At 69.0% G+C, this 16,290-nt stretch carries 15 protein-coding genes, 3 tRNA genes and 1 pseudogene; 14 read left to right on the top strand and 5 right to left on the bottom strand.

What is annotated here, in order from left to right; all coding sequences use genetic code 11:
- The first annotated feature begins 127 nt into the window (after positions 1 to 127).
- The 9 genes from L1066_RS29170 to L1066_RS11935 all read left to right on the top strand — a co-directional run bounded on the left by L1066_RS29170 (position 128) and on the right by L1066_RS11935 (position 9,119).
- The gene (locus L1066_RS29170) at positions 128 to 1,135 is read left to right on the top strand and encodes a SulP family inorganic anion transporter (RefSeq protein ID WP_235736539.1); all 1,008 of its coding nucleotides are present in this window, start codon (positions 128 to 130) and stop codon (positions 1,133 to 1,135) included.
- A complete protein-coding gene (locus L1066_RS29165; protein WP_235736538.1) occupies positions 1,114 to 1,632 on the top strand; it encodes an STAS domain-containing protein in 519 nt (172 codons plus the stop codon). The genes L1066_RS29170 and L1066_RS29165 overlap by 22 nt, the downstream gene beginning before the upstream one ends.
- 23 nt (positions 1,633 to 1,655) lie before the next feature.
- A complete protein-coding gene (locus L1066_RS11965; protein WP_235736537.1) occupies positions 1,656 to 2,024 on the top strand; it encodes a sterol carrier family protein in 369 nt (122 codons plus the stop codon).
- Positions 2,024 to 2,920 carry a 2-hydroxyacid dehydrogenase gene (locus L1066_RS11960; protein WP_235736536.1) on the top strand — a complete coding sequence of 299 codons (897 nt, stop codon included), beginning with the start codon at positions 2,024 to 2,026 and terminating at the stop codon, positions 2,918 to 2,920. Before L1066_RS11965 ends, L1066_RS11960 begins: the two co-directional genes overlap by 1 nt.
- Positions 2,921 to 3,101: 181 nt before the next feature.
- Entirely contained in the window at positions 3,102 to 4,343 is a 1,242-nt protein-coding gene (locus L1066_RS11955) for a pyridoxal phosphate-dependent aminotransferase (protein ID WP_235736535.1), read from the top strand.
- A gap of 119 nt (positions 4,344 to 4,462) precedes the next feature.
- Complete coding sequence (locus L1066_RS11950) at positions 4,463 to 5,821, top strand: dipeptidase (protein WP_312007612.1); 1,359 nt, start codon at positions 4,463 to 4,465, stop codon at positions 5,819 to 5,821.
- A 146-nt stretch (positions 5,822 to 5,967) separates the two neighbouring features.
- The gene (gene purF / locus L1066_RS11945) at positions 5,968 to 7,506 is read left to right on the top strand and encodes an amidophosphoribosyltransferase (protein WP_235736534.1); all 1,539 of its coding nucleotides are present in this window, start codon (positions 5,968 to 5,970) and stop codon (positions 7,504 to 7,506) included.
- Positions 7,507 to 7,546: 40 nt separating this feature from the next.
- Positions 7,547 to 8,614, top strand: a complete 1,068-nt coding sequence (purM, locus tag L1066_RS11940) for a phosphoribosylformylglycinamidine cyclo-ligase (RefSeq protein ID WP_235736533.1) — start codon at positions 7,547 to 7,549, stop codon at positions 8,612 to 8,614.
- Between the two features lie 316 nt (positions 8,615 to 8,930).
- Entirely contained in the window at positions 8,931 to 9,119 is a 189-nt protein-coding gene (locus L1066_RS11935) for a DUF3073 domain-containing protein (RefSeq protein WP_235736532.1), read from the top strand.
- Positions 9,120 to 9,231: 112 nt separating this feature from the next.
- Here L1066_RS11935 and L1066_RS11930 read toward each other — a convergent pair whose 3' ends face one another.
- Positions 9,232 to 10,302 (bottom strand): Glu/Leu/Phe/Val dehydrogenase dimerization domain-containing protein, encoded by a 1,071-nt coding sequence (locus L1066_RS11930; protein ID WP_235736531.1) that lies wholly within the window; start codon positions 10,300 to 10,302, stop codon positions 9,232 to 9,234.
- Between the two features lie 233 nt (positions 10,303 to 10,535).
- Between L1066_RS11930 and L1066_RS11925 the strand changes: the two genes are divergently transcribed.
- Positions 10,536 to 10,724, top strand: a complete 189-nt coding sequence (locus L1066_RS11925; RefSeq protein ID WP_235736530.1) for a BldC family transcriptional regulator — start codon at positions 10,536 to 10,538, stop codon at positions 10,722 to 10,724.
- A gap of 88 nt (positions 10,725 to 10,812) precedes the next feature.
- Here the strand turns inward: L1066_RS11925 and L1066_RS11920 are convergent, their stop codons facing one another.
- The 3 genes from L1066_RS11920 to L1066_RS11910 all read right to left on the bottom strand — a co-directional run bounded on the left by L1066_RS11920 (position 10,813) and on the right by L1066_RS11910 (position 13,043).
- Positions 10,813 to 12,144: a hypothetical protein gene (locus L1066_RS11920; protein WP_235736529.1), complete on the bottom strand. Its 1,332-nt coding sequence runs from the start codon at positions 12,142 to 12,144 to the stop codon at positions 10,813 to 10,815.
- A 4-nt stretch (positions 12,145 to 12,148) separates the two neighbouring features.
- The gene (locus L1066_RS11915) at positions 12,149 to 12,844 is read right to left on the bottom strand and encodes a hypothetical protein (protein ID WP_235736528.1); all 696 of its coding nucleotides are present in this window, start codon (positions 12,842 to 12,844) and stop codon (positions 12,149 to 12,151) included.
- 122 nt (positions 12,845 to 12,966) lie between these two features.
- Positions 12,967 to 13,043 (bottom strand) — tRNA-Phe (locus L1066_RS11910).
- 159 nt (positions 13,044 to 13,202) lie between these two features.
- Here L1066_RS11910 and L1066_RS11905 point away from each other — a divergent pair.
- The 4 genes from L1066_RS11905 (at position 13,203) to L1066_RS11890 (ending at position 15,297) form a co-directional block, all read left to right on the top strand.
- Positions 13,203 to 13,275, top strand: a tRNA-Glu gene (locus L1066_RS11905).
- 153 nt (positions 13,276 to 13,428) lie between these two features.
- Positions 13,429 to 13,502: transfer RNA gene (locus L1066_RS11900), tRNA-Asp, on the top strand.
- A 105-nt stretch (positions 13,503 to 13,607) separates the two neighbouring features.
- Positions 13,608 to 14,936, top strand: coding sequence for a DUF7168 domain-containing protein (locus tag L1066_RS27685; protein ID WP_235736527.1), 1,329 nt, complete (start codon positions 13,608 to 13,610; stop codon positions 14,934 to 14,936).
- Positions 14,937 to 14,946: 10 nt separating this feature from the next.
- Complete coding sequence (locus tag L1066_RS11890) at positions 14,947 to 15,297, top strand: metallopeptidase family protein (protein WP_235736526.1); 351 nt, start codon at positions 14,947 to 14,949, stop codon at positions 15,295 to 15,297.
- A gap of 546 nt (positions 15,298 to 15,843) precedes the next feature.
- Here L1066_RS11890 and L1066_RS28575 read toward each other — a convergent pair.
- Positions 15,844 to 16,191 (bottom strand): annotated as a pseudogene (locus L1066_RS28575) (ATP-binding protein); the annotation flags it as partial.
- Positions 16,192 to 16,290: the final 99 nt, after the last annotated feature.

Raw genomic sequence — 16,290 nt, 5'->3', positions numbered from 1 at the left:
GTGACTGGAGCGTCACCATTGGAGCGCTCTCGTCCGATCACCGGGGCGCTCTCGTCCGATTACTGGGGCGCTTTCGACCGACCATTGGAGCGCTCTCGACGCTCGTCCGCGACAATGTGTCGTGCCCATGTCGACCCCCGCTGAAGAGAATCTGTCGGCGCAGCCGCGGCTCCGCGATGTCCTGACTTCTCCACGGATGCTGCGTACCGAGGTGATCGCCGGCCTGGTGGTGGCGCTGGCGCTGATCCCGGAGGCGCTCTCGTTCTCCGTGCTCGCCGGCGTCGACCCCCGGGTGGGCCTCTTCACCAGCTTCACCATGGCGGTCACGGCCGGCGTCCTCGGTGGGCGCCCGGCGATGGTCTCCGGTGCGGCTGGTGCCACCGCGCTGGTCATCGCGCCGCTTGTCGCCGACCACGGCATGGACTACCTCATCGCCACCGTGCTGCTGGCAGGCGTGATGCAGATCGTGCTCGGTCTGGCCGGCCTGGGCAGGCTCATGCGGTTCATCCCGCGTTCGGTGATGGTCGGCTTCGTCAACTCGCTGTGCATCCTCATCTTCGCCGCGCAGGTGCCGCACCTCGTCGAGCACGGCTGGACCGTCGTCGCGGTCGGTGCCCTCGGCATCCTCCTCATGGTGCTGGTCCCGCGCCTCACGAAGGTCGTCCCGGCGCCACTGGTCACCGTCGTCGGGCTGACCGCGGTCGTCTGGGTCACCGGCGCGGGGGTACCGCAGCTCTCGGGTGAGGGAGAACTCCCCGACAGCCTGCCGTCGTTGCTGTTGCCCGACGTGCCGTTCACCGGTGAGACCCTCCAGATCATTGCGCCCTATGCGCTCGGCATTGCGCTCGTCGGCCTGATGGAGTCCTTGATGACCGCCAAGCTCGTCGACGACCTCACCGACACCCCCTCCAGCAAGACCCGCGAGGCACTCGGCCAGGGCGGCGCCAACATCGTCACCGGCCTCTTCGGTGGCATGGGCGGCTGCGCCATGATCGGCCAGACGATGGTCAACGTGAAGCAGGCCGGCGGCCGTACCCGCGTCTCCTCGGTGCTCGCGGGGATCTGGCTGCTGCTGCTCTGCATCGGTCTGGGGAGACGGTCGGCCGCATCCCCATGGCGGCGTTGGCTGCGGTGATGGTGGTCGTCGCCGTCACCACCTTCGACTGGCACAGCGTCACTCCCGCCACGCTCCGCCGGATGCCGCGTGCCGAGACGGCCGTCATGCTCGTCACCGTCCTGACCGTCGTGGTGACCGAGAACCTCGCCATCGGCGTGATCGTCGGTGTGCTCGTCGCGATGATGCTCTTCGCGCGTCGCGTTGCACACCTCGTCGGGGTGCACCGAGAGGTGACGACGGTCGACGGGACGGACGTGGCGACGTACACGGTCACCGGCGAGCTCTTCTTCGCCTCGAGCAACGACCTCTACGCCCAGTTCTCCTACTCCGCCGACCCCGAACAGGTCGTGATCGACCTCGATCGTTCCCACGTGTGGGACGCCTCCACCGTCGCCGCGCTCGATGCGGTCGAGGCGAAGTACGCCCGACTCGGCAAGCACGTCGCGATCCGCGGCCTCGACCACGCCAGCGCCCAGATGCACGAACGCCTGACGGGACAACTCGGCGTCGACTGATGCCGTTGTGGTGGGATGGGACGGTGCCTCGTCGCCTGAACCCCGCCCCTGCCGCCGAGGTACGTCGAGCCCTCACCCTGCGCGCGGAGGGCGCGGCCGGGAGGGCTGAGCTGAAGACGCTCACCAAGCACTACCTCGCCCTGCTGCAGGAGCGTGCCCCCGGCGCCTCGGTCGAGGTTCGGGTTCCGCCGTATGCGGCGGTGCAGGTGATCGAGGGGGTCCGGCACACCCGCGGCACGCCGCCTGCCGTCGTCGAGACCGACGCCGCGACCTGGCTGGCGTTGGCGACGGGTGAGCTCACCTGGGGCGAAGCGATGGCTGCTGGCCGCGTCCGCGCGAGCGGCGAGCGCACCGACCTGTCCGTGCACCTGCCACTGGAGGAGACAATCTGATGCTCGTCTTGATGCCCGATCAGGAGTTGATCGACGCCGTCGGTCCCGTCGACGGGGTCGAGTTCCTCGTCGCCGGAGAGATCGTGGAGCGACCCGACGAGGTCGAGGTGCTGGTGACGCCGTACGTCACCAAGGCGTCGGCTGCCGACGAGGTCGCTCGCTTTCCGAACCTCAAATTGGTGCAGTTGCAATCCGCTGGCTACGACGGCATCCCGGAGTTGCTCCCCGCGGGGGTGAGGTTGGCCAACGCCCGCGGCGTGCACGACGACGCCACCGCCGAGCTGGCGCTCGGTCTGGTGATCTCAGCGCTGCGGGGCATCCCCGAGGCGGTGCGCAACCACGGTGCCTGGTTGCGGATGCCCGGGCGTCGCTCGCTGGCCGACTCCAACGTGTTGATCTATGGCTACGGTTCGATCGGCGGTGCCATCGCCGAGCGGTTGCTGGCCTGCAAGGCTCGGGTCACGGCGGTGGCCAGCAGGGCTCGTGCCGACGACCTGCTCGGTCGGGTCCACGGTGCCGAGTCGTTGCCGGAACTGCTTCCGGCCCAGCACGTCGTCATCGCGGTCCTGCCGCTGACGGAGGAGACCAGGCACGCCGTCGACGCCGACTTCCTCGCGGCACTGCCCGACCACGCCCTCGTGGTCAACGTCGGCCGTGGCGCCCTCGTCGACACCGACGCCGTGCTGGCAGAGGAGGGGCGGCTGCAGTTCGCCTTCGACGTCACCGACCCGGAGCCGCTCCCCGACGGCCACCCGCTGTGGGCCATGTCGGGCACCCTCATCACGCCGCACGTGGGCGGCGGCACCACGGCGATGCTGCCGCGCATCGCCGCGGTGGTCCGCGCCAATCTCGAGGCGCTCGTCACCGGTGGGGAGCCGCACAACATCGTCAACTGACCCGCGAAGCAGCACGTCCTGGGCAGCGACGTAGCACCTGTGCGCGGCGCGAGCCGTGTCGAAGACGAACGAGCGCGGAAGTCCGCAGCCGTACGACGCAGGGCGAGTGCCGCCGTACGCCCGGTGACGGTGTGGCGAAACAGACGTGCGGATCCGGGCCCCCACCTGCGACCATGGGGGAGTGCGTGAGATCAAGCAGAGCAAGAAGCTGGCCAACGTCCGCTACGACGTGCGGGGACCCATCCTCGTCGAGGCACAGCGCCTGGAGGCCCAGGGCCACAAGATCCTGAAGCTCAACATCGGCAACCCGGCGCCGTTCGGCTTCGAGGCACCGCAAGCCATCGTGGCTGACATGGTGCACCACCTGCCCGATGCGCAGGGCTACAGCGACTCCCGCGGCATCTTCTCCGCACGCACCGCCGTCGCGCAGTACTACCAGTCGCGGGGGCTCACCGAGTCCCATGTCGATGACATCTTCATCGGCAACGGTGTCTCCGAGCTGATCACGATGGTGCTGCAGACCTTCGTCGACGACGGCAACGAGGTCTTGGTACCGGCTCCCGACTACCCGCTGTGGACCGGCGCGGTGTCGCTCACGGGCGGCACCCCGGTGCACTACCTGTGTGACGAGGAGAACGGCTGGGAGCCCGACCTCGCCGACATCGAGTCGAAGATCACCGAGAACACCCACGCGATCGTGCTGATCAACCCCAACAACCCCACCGGCGCGGTCTACAGCGAAGAGGTGCTCAAGGGCATCGTCGACATCGCCCGCCGCCACGAGCTCGTCATCTTCAGCGACGAGATCTACGAGAAGATCCTCTACGACGGCGCCTCGCACCTGCACACCGCGACGTACGCCGGCGACGACGTGCTGTGCCTGACCTTCAGCGGTCTCTCGAAGGCCTACCGGGTCTGCGGCTACCGGTCCGGTTGGGTGATGATCTCCGGCCCGAAGCATCTCGCGAAGGACTTCATCGAGGGCCTGACCCTCATGGCCAACATGCGCATGTGCGCCAACGTGCCGGCGCAGCACGCGATCCAGACCGCGCTCGGCGGTTATCAGTCGATCGAGGAGTTCATCGGGCCCGGCGGTCGCTTCTACGAGCAGGCGATGCTGGCTCACAAGCTGCTCAACGAGATCCCCGGTGTCAGCGCCGTGCGGCCCCGCGGTGCCCTCTATGTCTTCGCGAAGCTCGACCCCGAGATCTATCCGATCAAGGACGACGAGGAGTTCGTGATCGACCTGCTGCGGGCCAAGCACATCCTCGTCACCCACGGCACCGGCTTCAACTGGCCCACCCCCGACCACTTCCGCCTCGTCTGCCTGCCCGACGTCGCGATGCTCGAGGAAGCCATCGGTCGGATCGCGGAGTTCCTTGCCGAGTACCGTGCCGCCGCCGGCACGGAGGGCCTCGCCTGAGCGGAGCAGCCGGCCCCTGGCCTCGGGGGTAGTCCCGGACAAACTTGTAGTGAAGTCGCGATTTCGCTACAAAATCGTCAGGGACTACCCCGAAATCCCCACCGGGATAAGGTGCTGGGGTGACCCAGATCGACGCCTTCCGCAACCGTTTGAACGACCTCATGCCGGCTCTCCGCAAGGACCTGGAGGAGCTGGTCCGGATCGAATCGGTGAGCGCCGACCCGGCGCGGGCTGGGGAGGTGCGCAGGAGCGCGGAGAAGACCCGTGACCTCTTCGTCGCCGAGGGCTTCGACACCGAGATCGTGAGCGCCTGCGAGGACGGCCGAGCGCCGGCCGTCATCGCCCACAAGGCCGGGCCGGAGGGTGCACCGACGGTTCTCCTCTACGCCCACCACGACGTGCAGCCCGAGAACGACCACGCCGACTGGGACACCCCGCCGTTCGAGCCCACCGAGGTCGGTGAGCGGCTCTACGGTCGCGGCGCCGCCGACGACAAGGCCGGCATCATCGCCCACCTCGCGGCGATCCGTGCGCTGGGCGACGACCTTCCGGTCAGCGTCACGATGTTCATCGAGGGCGAGGAGGAGGTCGGCTCCGACACGCTTCCCGAGCTCCTCGAGCAGTACGCCGACCGCTTGCGCGCCGACGTCATCGTCATCGCGGACTCGGGCAACTGGGACATCGGCGTCCCGGCGCTGACCACCAGCCTCCGGGGCCTGGTCCGGCTCGACGTCGAGGTACGCACCCTCACCCACGCCGTCCACTCCGGCATGTGGGGCGGCCTCGTCCCCGACGCCATCATGACCCTGAGCCGCCTCATCTCGTCCTGTTTCGACGACCGGGGCAACCTGGTCATCGAGGGCCTCAAGAGCAGCCCCGCCGCCGACGTCGACTACCCGGAGGAGCGGCTGCGTGCCGAGTCGGGTGCCGCGCCCGGCGTCGAGTGGATCGGCACCGGCCCGGTCGTCGAAAGGCTCTGGACGCAGCCGGCCCTGAGCATCACCGGTTTCGACGCCCCGCAGGTCGACGGTGCCTCCAACACCCTCGTCGCCGCAGCGCGGGCCAGGTTCAGCCTGCGCACCGCCCCTGCCGACACCTCCGCCAATGCGCTCGCCGCGCTGCAGGCCCACCTCGAGAAGCACGTCGCCTGGGGCGCCACCCTCACCACGACCGTCGTCGACACCGGCGAGGCCACCCAGATCCAGGCCGACGGCCCGGCGTACGACGTGGCGCGCGACGCGTTCCGCGAGGCGTGGGACGGCACGGACCCGGTCGACATGGGTGTCGGCGGCTCGATCCCGTTCATCGCCGCCTTCCTCGAGGCCTTCCCGCAGGCCAGCGTGCTGGTCACCGGCGTGGAGGATCCCGACACCCGCGCGCACGGAGCCAACGAGGGCCTGCACCTGGCCGAGTTCGCCAAGGTCTGCCTCGCCGAGACGCTGTTGCTGGCCAACCTCGGAGGCCTGGCGCACGAGTGAGCCCGGGTCGGCACCACGTGGTCCGGAGGTCCTGCACCCCGGCAGCCGGAGCGGTCGCAGTGCAGGACGTCACACCCGACGTCCTGCCATGTGGTCAGCCGGGACGAGGATGTGCCCCAGCGCCGAACCGCCCGTAGAATCGTCACGTGCCTCAGCCCAGCAACACGCGCAAGGGTGGCGACGGCCGCCTCACCACGGCCCTCGACCCACACGACGTGGGCCCCCAGGACGCTTGTGGCGTCTTCGGTGTGTGGGCGCCCGGTGAAGACGTCGCCAAGCTCACCTACTACGGCATCTATGCCCTGCAGCACCGCGGCCAGGAGTCGGCGGGGATCGCGGTCAGCAACGGTCGCCAGATCCTCGTCTACAAGGACATGGGCCTGGTCTCGCAGGTCTTCGACGAGTCGACGCTGGAGTCCCTCAAGGGCTTCCTCGCGATCGGTCACGCTCGCTACTCGACGACCGGTGCCAGCACCTGGCACAACGCCCAGCCGACCTTCCACCCCACGGCCCAGGGGTCGATCGCCCTGGCTCACAACGGCAACCTGACCAACACCGCAGAGTTGGCCGAGCGGGCCGCGCTGTTGAGCACCGCCGGCCAGATCGAGTCCACCAACGACACCTCCGTCGTCACCGCACTGCTGGCCCACCACCCCGACTCCACGGTCGAGGAGAAGGCCATGGAGCTGCTCCCCGACGTGAAGGGCGCCTTCAGCTTCGTCTGGATGGACGAACAGACCCTGTACGCCGCTCGCGACCCCCAGGGCATCCGTCCGTTGGTCCTCGGGCGGCTCGAGCGCGGCTGGGTCGTCGCCTCGGAGACCGCGGCGCTCGACATCGTCGGTGCCTCGTTCATCCGTGAGATCGAGCCCGGCGAGATGGTGATCATCGACGAGGACGGGCTGCGCTCACGCATCTTCGCCGAGCCGGCGCCCAAGCACTGCCTCTTCGAGTTCGTCTACCTGGCGCGCCCCGACACCCTCATCACCGGCCAGCGGGTCCACAGTGTCCGCGTCGAGATCGGCCGGCGCCTGGCCAAGGCCTTCCCTGCCGACGCCGACCTCGTCATCCCGGTGCCGGAGTCCGGCACTCCGTCGGCCATCGGCTTCGCCGAGGCCTCCGGCATCCCCTACGGCATGGGGCTGGTCAAGAACTCCTACGTGGGTCGCACCTTCATCCAGCCGTCGCAGACGATTCGCCAGCTGGGCATCCGCCTCAAGCTCAACCCGCTGCGCGACGTCATCGAGGGCAAGCGGCTCGTGGTCGTCGACGACTCGATCGTGCGCGGCAACACCCAGCGGGCCCTGGTGCGGATGCTCCGCGAGGCCGGGGCCAAGGAGGTGCACGTGCGCATCTCGTCGCCGCCGGTCAAGTGGCCCTGCTTCTACGGCATCGACTTCGCCACGCGCGCGGAGCTGATCGCCAACGGTCTCACCAACGACGAGATCTGCCGCTCCATCGACGCCGACTCCTTGGGCTACATCGGCCTCGAGGAGCTCGTCGAGGCGACGAAGGTCCCCAACGACAACCTCTGCCGCGCCTGCTTCGACGGCGTCTACCCGGTGCCGTTGCCCGAGTCGACCCTGATCGGCAAGAACCTGCTCGAGTCCACGGAGGTGGAGGCCGAGGGCCTGGCCACCTCGCTCACCGGCGCTGGCGCCGGTGAGTCGCTCGACCGTCCGTGACCTGCACCATTTTCAGCGCTTCGTCGTATTCAGGAGAGAGATGAGCCAGCAGAACGCCTACGCCCAGGCCGGGGTGTCCATCGAGGCCGGCGACCGTGCCGTGGAGCTGATGAAGACCTGGATCGAGAAGGCGCGCCGCCCCGAGATGGTCGGCGGCATCGGCGGGTTCGCCGGCCTGTTCGACGCCTCTGCGTTGAAGTCCTACGAGCGTCCGCTGCTGGCCAGCTCCGCCGACGGCGTGGGCACCAAGGTCGCCATCGCCCAGGCGATGGACAAGCACGACACCATCGGCCATGACCTCGTCGGCATGCTCGTCGACGACCTGGTCGTCTGCGGCGCCGAGCCGCTCTTCCTCACCGACTACATCGCCACTGGCAAGGTCGTGCCCGAACGCATCGCAGCGATCGTGAAGGGCATTGCCGAGGCCTGTGTGCTGGCTGGCACCGCCCTCGTCGGCGGCGAGACGGCCGAGCACCCTGGCCTCCTCGAGCCCGACGAGTACGACGTCGCCGGCTCGACCACCGGTGTGGTCGAGGCCTCCGAATTGCTCGGCGCCGAGCTGGTCAGCGCCGGTGACGTGGTCATCGCCATGGAGGCCAGTGGCCTGCACTCCAACGGCTACTCGCTGGTGCGGCACGTGCTGCTCAACACGGCAGGCTGGCAGCTCGACCGCGACGTGGCCGAACTCGGTCGCACCCTGGGCGAGGAGCTCCTCGAACCGACGCGTATCTATGCCAAGGCCTGCTTGGCCATTGCCAAGGGCACCGAGACCCACGCGATGTCGCACATCACCGGCGGTGGCCTCGCGGCCAACCTCGCCCGGGTCATGCCCGAGGGCCTCCACGCCCGCCTCGACCGTTCCACCTGGACCCCGCAGCCGATCTTCGACCTGGTGCGCCAGGTCGGCTCGGTCGCCCAGGAAGACCTCGAGATGACCCTCAACTGTGGCGTCGGCATGATCTCCCTGACCGCAGCCGACGACGCGGACCGCGCCATCGAGCTGCTGGCGGAGAACGGCATCAAGGCATGGGTCGCCGGCGCTGTCGAGGTCGGCACCCAGGGCGCTCCCGGCGAGGTCACGCTCGCCGGTCAGCACCCCGGTTGGTGACGCATCCGGCCACGACCCGACGCCCGCGCGGCTGGAGCGCCACCAGCGAACCCATGCGATGACCCTCCGGCTGCCCGGTGCCGTGAAGCGGTTCCCACGAACCGTCGTGGCGCCAGCCTGCCGTGAACCGGCGTGTGGAAGCCACTACCGCGAGGTGAGGGGCGGCGTGGTACCACCTCGGCGAACCGCCGGGAGGCGGCCCGGTTCGCTTCCCAACCACGCCTCGGGTAGCGTTGGCCCCACGAGATATCCAGACCAAGAAGCCGTGGGTTAACGGACAACCGTCCCCGGCCGAGCGCGTGAAGGGGTCGATCCTATGGGACGCGGCCGAGCCAAAGCCAAGCAGACGAAGGTCGCTCGCGACCTGAAGTACCGGACTCACGAGACGGACTTCTCCGCACTGGCTCAGGAACTGCATGGGTCTCCGGGCCCGAAGCAGACTGACTCGTCGCCCGACGACGAGGTCTACGACGACTACGCGGACTACTCCGACTCACGCGACTGAGCCCGAATCCACCGATTCTCGGCTCTGTCACCCGAGTGCCCGTCAGTCCCAGTGACGTGACGGGTGCGTGACTCGCGCCAGCCCCATGGGGGCCGGCGCGAGGTCGGGTTGGTCAGTGTGGCAGCCAGACCGACCGGAGCCGGCCGATCTCGCGGATGCGACGTTCGGCCAGCCGGTCGGCGGCGACAGCAGGCGGGACGCTGTCGCTGCGAGCAGCCTCGAAGACCGCGCGGGTGGTGTCGAAGATGCCGCTCGCCTGCTGCTGGGCACGTTCGAAGGAGAACCCCTCGAACTCGTCGGCGACCTGGATGAGGCCGCCGGCGTTGACGCAGTAGTCGGGTGCGTAGAGGATGCCGCGGCCCTCCAGTGCCTTCTCGATGCCGGGATGCGCCAACTGGTTGTTGGCGGCACCGCAGACGACTTCGGCGGTGAGACGGTCGACCACTTCGTCGTCCAGGGCACCGCCGAGGGCGCACGGGGCGTAGACGTCGAGTGATTCGTCGAGCATCGCCGCGGCCGACGCCACCACGGCGACGGAGGGGAACTCGTCGCGCACGCGCTCGAGTGCCGGTTGCCACACGTCGGTGACGACGACGTCGGCGCCGTCGCTGACGAGGTGTCCGACGAGGTGGCGACCGACCTTGCCCACCCCGACGACGCCGACGCGCCGTCCCTGCAGGCTGGTGGTGCCCCAGGTGGCCTCGGCGGCTGCCCGCATGCCCTGGAAGACGCCGTAGGCGGTCAACACGGACGAGTCGCCGGCGCCACCATGGGCGACGGTGCGTCCCGTGACGTGGCTGCACTCGCGGGCGATGACGTCCATGTCGAAGCTGGTGGTGCCGACGTCGCACGCCGTCACGTAGCGGCCACCCAGTGACTCCACGAAGCGGCCGTAGGCGCGCAGCAGTGCCTCGGACTTGCCGGTGTGCGGATCGCCCAGGATCACCGCCTTGCCGCCACCCAGGTCGAGACCTGCCAGCGCAGCCTTGTAGGTCATGCCGCGGGAGAGGTTGAGCACGTCGTCGACTGCCGCGGCGGTGTCGACGTACGGATGGAAGCGGGTGCCGCCCAGCGCGGGGCCGAGTGCGGTGGAATGGATCGCGATGATCGCACGCAGACCGCTGGCCTCGTCGTGGCAGAAGAGCACCTGTTCGTGCTCGGAGTCGAGGATGTCGATGGTCATGGGTCGACCTTTCCGTCGTTCGGCCGGGGGTGACCGGCACTGGTGTCCGTGGGCCGCAGGGGTGACGCGACTCACTACTGACGACTCTACGAGACGGGCACCGGGCAACGGCGTCGGAGGTGTCACGATCGGGTCACTTCAGTTTGCCGCGCACTGGCGGTGGGCAGAGGGTGAAGGTTGTCGTGTGTGTCAGACTCGACAATCAGGACGTATTCCCTGATGAAAGTGGATCCATGAGTGGCGGAGAAGTCGACAACCTGTTGACACCTGCAGAGGTCGCTGCGCTCTTTCGGGTGGATCCCAAGACAGTCACCCGATGGGCAAAGGCCGGCAAGATCAGCTCGATAAGGACTCTCGGAGGCCATCGACGCTTCCGCAAGGAGGAGATCATGTCGCTGCTGCAGGAACAATCGGGGGAGTAGGTCCCCAGGCGAACGAGGCCCGGCCCACCGATCGGCGTGATGCCGACCGGCGGGCTGGGCTCGGTCGTTTCCGGGCCCAGGACCGTGCTCAGGGCGTCGCGAGCACCAGGACGTCGCCGTGGGTGCCGTAGCCGGCCACTCGTCCGCCGTGTCGGGTCCCGTCGAAGGTCACCATCAACCACCGCTTCCCGTCGCGGACGAGCGAGGGCCACGGCAGGTTCGAGGGGTACGGCGCCGCGAGGGTTCCGACCTCCTGCATCCGCAGGTCGAACACCGGAAAGCGCTTGCGCAACGACGCCGGATTGTCGCGACCGTCGCTGGCCAGCACTCGCCAGTCGTCGCCGATGCGCAGGATCTGAGTGCCTTCGGTCGCGACTCGGTCCCGGGCGTCGCCGAGGAGCTCCCAGGCGCTGCCTGATGCGTCGGGTGCCCTGCGCACGGGCGGGGAGCCACCATGGCGTGCCCTGGCCAGGACCGGCCTGAAGACGAAGAACTCGCTGGCCACCACGAAGGCCAGGTGCCAGTGCCCGTCGATGCGGGTCAGGTGCGGATCCCACGCGGCCACGCCTTCGGTGACCGTGCCCGTGAGGTCGAGCGCGGCGCAGTTGAGCACGTGCTCGCCGGTCAGCAGGTCGGCTCCGGACCGACTCAGCGTGATGCCGACGTCGTCGTGGTCGAAGTCGCCCCACGTCGAAGCGGTGACCAGCCACTGGCCCTCGTCGCGCACCAAGTGGACGGCGTGGTCGCCCCACACTCCGCCGTCGCGTTCGAACCACAGGTCGGCGGTGTGGGTGAGGTCGAAGGTCTGCGGGTCGAAGCGCCAGACGCCGCAGTGAGCGGTGGCGAAGAAGCCCGGGCCTGCGTGGGTGGCGGTGAAGAACAAGCAGCCGTCGACCCGCACCGGCTCTCCTTCCGCGTGGGTGACCAGATGGAGGTCGCGCAGGCCCAACTGGCCGAAACGTCCCTCGGCCAGCACCCGTGCGTCGGTCTCCACCTGCAGTTCGTCGGGCGCGAGCGCGGTGACCCCGCCTGGGCCGGGGGTGTGGCTGAGGTCGACGCGAGCCCGGACGGTCCACTCCTCGCCGACCTGCGGGCCGCAGGTCAACAGGGTCACCTGTCGCCCGGTGAGGGTGAGCGCCACCCGGCTCACGGCTCCCGGTGCTCGAGGCGGGCGCCGCGACGTGTGTCGGGTGCGTTGCCCCATGGCGCCGACCAGGTCGATGCCAGCGCGGCCCTGCGTGGCGTCGTACCAGCCCTCGGCGCGCAGCGCGGGCTCCCGAAGGGTCACGGTCGTACGCGGTCCCGAGGCAGCCACCTCGACTGCGCGGGAGGGGATGCGGCGGTCGGGGCCGGGAGGGACGTCGCTGACCAGGCGCACCGGGCGGGTGCGGCGGACGAGGCGGAAGGGGCCGGGGAGCACGTGCTCAGTCTTGCGGAGCCTGCCGCTCGTCGGGGGAGTTGGGGAGGAACTGAGCGGCGATGACCGGCCACGCGGCGTCGATCAACGGCACGAGGGGAATGCGGCGGGCCTTCTGCACGTGGGGCTTGTCGAGCTCGCGTGCGATGAACCTCAGGATGAAGCGCCGCAGCTCGCCGTCGAGCCCGACCATCCGTTGCAACGCTGCCGAGCGGACCGTGGAACTGCGCACCTCCAGCCGCACCTCGGACTCGTCGGGCGCCACGATGTCCCACACGATCGTGACCGGCTCCTCCAGCCGGGTCAGGACCGTCAGGGGGATCACCACGTCGGCCTCGAAGCGCATCTGGTCGACGCGCAGGTCGAGGTCGAAGGTCACCGCGACAGGCACGAAGACCTTGAAGCCGGAGCGTCCGTCGTCGAGTTCGTGGCCGAAGGACGGCTGGAAGTGACCGGTGGCGATCGCCTTCGCCACCTTGCGGCCCGGCCCGGCACCGATGGGGCCGAGTCGGAACTCCTGACCCAGCACCCGGTCAATCGACTCGGTGACGCGCTGCTTGTGCAGCACCAGTCGGATGAAGTCGGCGCCGAAGCGGTGGAAGTCGAGGGGTGCGGGGCCGGCCTCGCCGTCCTCCGGAGCCTCGGCGTACGCCGGGTTGCCTGCCGGGGTAGCTGTCCGGAGCTGCTCGTCGATGTCCATCACGCACCCAACGATGCCCGCTGTCCGGAGTGACGGCGCCGCGGCTCGCACAGCGGTGCCCAGGCGGCGGCCGCACGGCGCAGAATGGATCGAGGCCGCGGAACCTGGGTTCCGCGGCCTCGCGGTGGTGGCCAGGGGCGGGGTCGAACCGCCGACCTACCGATTTTCAGTCGGTCGCTCGTACCAACTGAGCTACCTGGCCAAGCCGGGCGAAACATTACCGCAGGGTGCCCTCGATGCGAAAACGTGGTGCCCGGCGTGGGCTGGGCGGCTGCCCGAGGCGCCGTGAGGGAGGCGCCTTTGGTGCTCCCGGGTCCCTACCCCTATGCTTTGTGGGCACGATCGAAGTCGGATCGTGCGGGCCCCCATCGTCTAGTGGCCTAGGACGTCGCCCTTTCACGGCGGTAGCACGGGTTCGAATCCCGTTGGGGGTACGCCTCAGTTGAGCCTCCGACCCGGCCGGGTCGGAGGCTCAACTGCTTCCGGGGCGGCCGAGAACGGGGTACGCCGGAGTGCGAGTGAGCCTCGATTTGCGGATCACCGGGGGGCATGGGTTAGAGTTCCACTCGCTTCCCCACGGAAGCGATGGCCCTGTAGCGCAGTTGGTTAGCGCGCCGCCCTGTCACGGCGGAGGTCGCGAGTTCGAGTCTCGTCAGGGTCGCAGCAGAGTCGAGGTCCACACCGTCACGGTGTGGGCCTCGAGTCGTTCTCGAGGGTGTTCTCCACGGCGGTGGACCGGCATCGTGTCCGGGTCCGGGAGGTGTCGGTGCGCTCTGGCATCCTGCAGGGCGTGGACCCGGACCAGAAGACGACCTATGCCGCCGAAGACATGGTGGCGGCCTGGCTCGATGCCGTGGTGCCCGAGACGGGAGAGGTCCGGGTCACCTCGCAGCGCGATGGGCAGACCCGGCCGATGACCTTCACCCCGGAGACGGAACCCCGCTTCTCCCGGCCGGTCGAGGTGGCGTCGTTCGTCGCGCAAGTGATGGAGCGGCTGCAGCGGCAGGGCCGGGAGTTCGGGTCGCCCTACCGGGGACGCGAGCGGCGGGAGGTGCTCGTCGTACCCAGCCGTGGCTGGAAGAAGGCGAGCTACAGCGACGACATCATCTTCCTGCCGGAGCGTGAGCGGGGCGGTGCCTGGGCGTTGCGCGGCCTCGTGGTGCTCCACGAGCTGGCGCATCATCTCAACACCGGTGTCGACGGCACGATCATCGATGCACACGGCGAGGGCTTCCGTGCGACCTTCGTCCAGCTCCTCGAAGACATCGGGTGGCGCGAGATCGCGGCGATGCTGCGCGAGGCCTACGACCAGGTCGGCCTCGATCGGCGCGGTGCTGACGACGGGATGCTGGCCAAGGTCGGCAAGTTGCTGCGCCATGCCGAGGGTGCGTCCACCGAGGCGGAGCGCGATGCCTTTTTCGCCAAGGCCCAGGAACTGGCGACGACCCACTCGATCGAGTTGGCAGTCGCCCGCGCCGCCCACGCGGGAGTGGAGGGCGCGCAGGTCGCTCCGACCTTCGAAGCGGTGAAGCTCGGCCACCGCGGCAAACAGTCCAATGTGCGTTTCGTGGAGCTCATGCTGGCGATCGCGCGCGCCAACGACCTGCGGTGCAGCATCCGCACTGACAACACCGGTGTGACGCTCTACGGATTCCAGGGCGACATCGACGTGACCAAGGCGCTCTACGTGTCCCTCGTCGTGCAGATGGTGGCCGACGCCGATGCCTATATCCGGTCCGGAGCTCACCGGCCCGTCCACGGTCGCACTGCTCGTGCAGCCTTCTACGCAGGGTGGACCACCCGCATCGGCCAGCGGCTCGAGGAGGCGCAACGGGCAGCGCAGGTCAGTGCGGGCGCGTTGGAGGAGCGGGTCGACGACCAGACCGGTCGGGTGAGCGCGTCGAAGTCGTTGGCGCTGACGGCCAAGGACGTCGAGGTGCACGACTTCTTCGACCACATGGTGCGCCAGCACGGCATCCGGGGCACCTGGCGAGGCAGCAATGCCGTCGGCGACCAGCGCTCGACAGCCCGCGGCCACGCTGCTGCAGACCTGGCGCGACTGGGCGGGGAGAAGGCACTTTCCCCGCCTCGGTAGCGTCGGGGGCATGTTGGCGGTGGGGCGTGACGAGTTCGAGGCACTGGTCGACCGCGCCCTCGACGAGATACCCGACGAGATCACCGCGCTGGTGCACAACGTCGTGGTGCTGGTCGAGGACCATCCGCTTCCCGGTGAGCCCGACGACCTGTTGGGCCTCTACGACGGCGTCGCACTGACCGAGCGTGGTGCCAACCACGCCGACATGCCCGACCGGATCTTCATCTTCCGACAGCCGTTGCTCGACTTCTGCGAGGACGAGGATGACCTCGTCGAGCAGGTTCGGATCACGGTGGTGCACGAGGTGGCCCACCACTTCGGCATCGGGGAGGCCCGACTGCACGAACTCGGCTACGGCTGAGCGCTCACCGTGACGGAGGGTCCTGCCAGGGCACCGGGTCGGCGCCCCCACCTGGCTGATCGTCTGGGTGAAGAGCCACGACTGGAACGCCACGTTGTCGGGACTGCTCGGCGGAGTCAGCATCCGTTCCTGACGGCAGAAGGCATCAGCGAGTTCCAGCACCCCGGTCATCTGCTCCAGCACCCCGACGATGTCGGGTGCCACCTGGAGAGTCAGGGTGTTGTCGCTGTCGATCTGGTTCGCCGGATCGGCCAGGTTGCTCCATCGTCGCAGCCGCTCGGAGAAGGTGTTGAGGAAGTCCGACAGTTCCCGCGCCAGCGGATAGGTCGTCTCATGGGCGAGGGCCAGCAAGCGCAGCTCTCGCTGGAGGTCGCGGAAGTGACTCCGCCACTCGACGTACCGGGCGAGGGGGAAGGCGAGGAGCCGCACGGTGACGGCGTCGGCAGGGGGCGGGGTGTGGGACGGGGCGAAGGTCCCCTCGTGGATCTCGCCGAGGAAAGTGGGGTGCTCGATGAGGCCGACGGCAGGCTCGAACCAGACGGTCTTGCCACCGCTGCGGATGTAGGCGCCCCAGGCGGTGGAACTCATCGCCACGAGCGTCAGGCCCCGACCGATCGTGGAGAGGCTCTCGTCGAGATCGTCCAGGTCGTCTGCTGCCGGACGCGGGTTGGGGACCGGTGGCGCCGCAGAGCCGTCGGAGACCTCGAAGCGTGGATGTTCCGCAGTGCCGTGCACGCTGAGCGAGATCGGCGGCGCTGCATGGAGGAGGGCGTTGGTGACGAGCTCGGAGATCGCCAACTGCGCGGAGGCAACGAGATCGGGCCGACCCAGTTTCAGGCAGGCATCAGCGGCCCAGCGTCGCGCGTCCTGCGCGGACTGCGGGCCGGTCTGCAGTGTCAGGGTCGTCGGGCTCAGCGACGCATGCCTTCCCTTGTCGGTTCCCCCTGAGCGGGGAACGATGGACGACTACCCCGCTCTGCTGGGACTCAAACC

Origin of the sequence: Nocardioides alcanivorans (assembly GCF_021555175.1) — a bacterium.
Lineage (GTDB): Bacteria > Actinomycetota > Actinomycetes > Propionibacteriales > Nocardioidaceae > Nocardioides > Nocardioides alcanivorans.
Note: the sequence above shows the minus strand (reverse complement) of the source record. Positions and strands in the feature narration are given on the sequence as shown.

What these genes read in the sequence shown, in the direction of transcription:
- L1066_RS29170 (WP_235736539.1), top strand. Translation starts at nt 128, where the DNA reads ATGTCGACCCCCGCTGAAGAGAATCTGTCGGCGCAGCCGCGGCTCCGC.
- L1066_RS29165 (WP_235736538.1), top strand. Translation starts at nt 1,114, where the DNA reads ATGGCGGCGTTGGCTGCGGTGATGGTGGTCGTCGCCGTCACCACCTTC.
- L1066_RS11960 (WP_235736536.1), top strand. Translation starts at nt 2,024, where the DNA reads ATGCTCGTCTTGATGCCCGATCAGGAGTTGATCGACGCCGTCGGTCCC.
- purM (WP_235736533.1), top strand. Translation starts at nt 7,547, where the DNA reads ATGAGCCAGCAGAACGCCTACGCCCAGGCCGGGGTGTCCATCGAGGCC.
- L1066_RS11935 (WP_235736532.1), top strand. Translation starts at nt 8,931, where the DNA reads ATGGGACGCGGCCGAGCCAAAGCCAAGCAGACGAAGGTCGCTCGCGAC.
- L1066_RS11930 (WP_235736531.1), bottom strand. Translation starts at nt 10,302, where the DNA reads ATGACCATCGACATCCTCGACTCCGAGCACGAACAGGTGCTCTTCTGC.
- L1066_RS11925 (WP_235736530.1), top strand. Translation starts at nt 10,536, where the DNA reads ATGAGTGGCGGAGAAGTCGACAACCTGTTGACACCTGCAGAGGTCGCT.
- L1066_RS11890 (WP_235736526.1), top strand. Translation starts at nt 14,947, where the DNA reads ATGTTGGCGGTGGGGCGTGACGAGTTCGAGGCACTGGTCGACCGCGCC.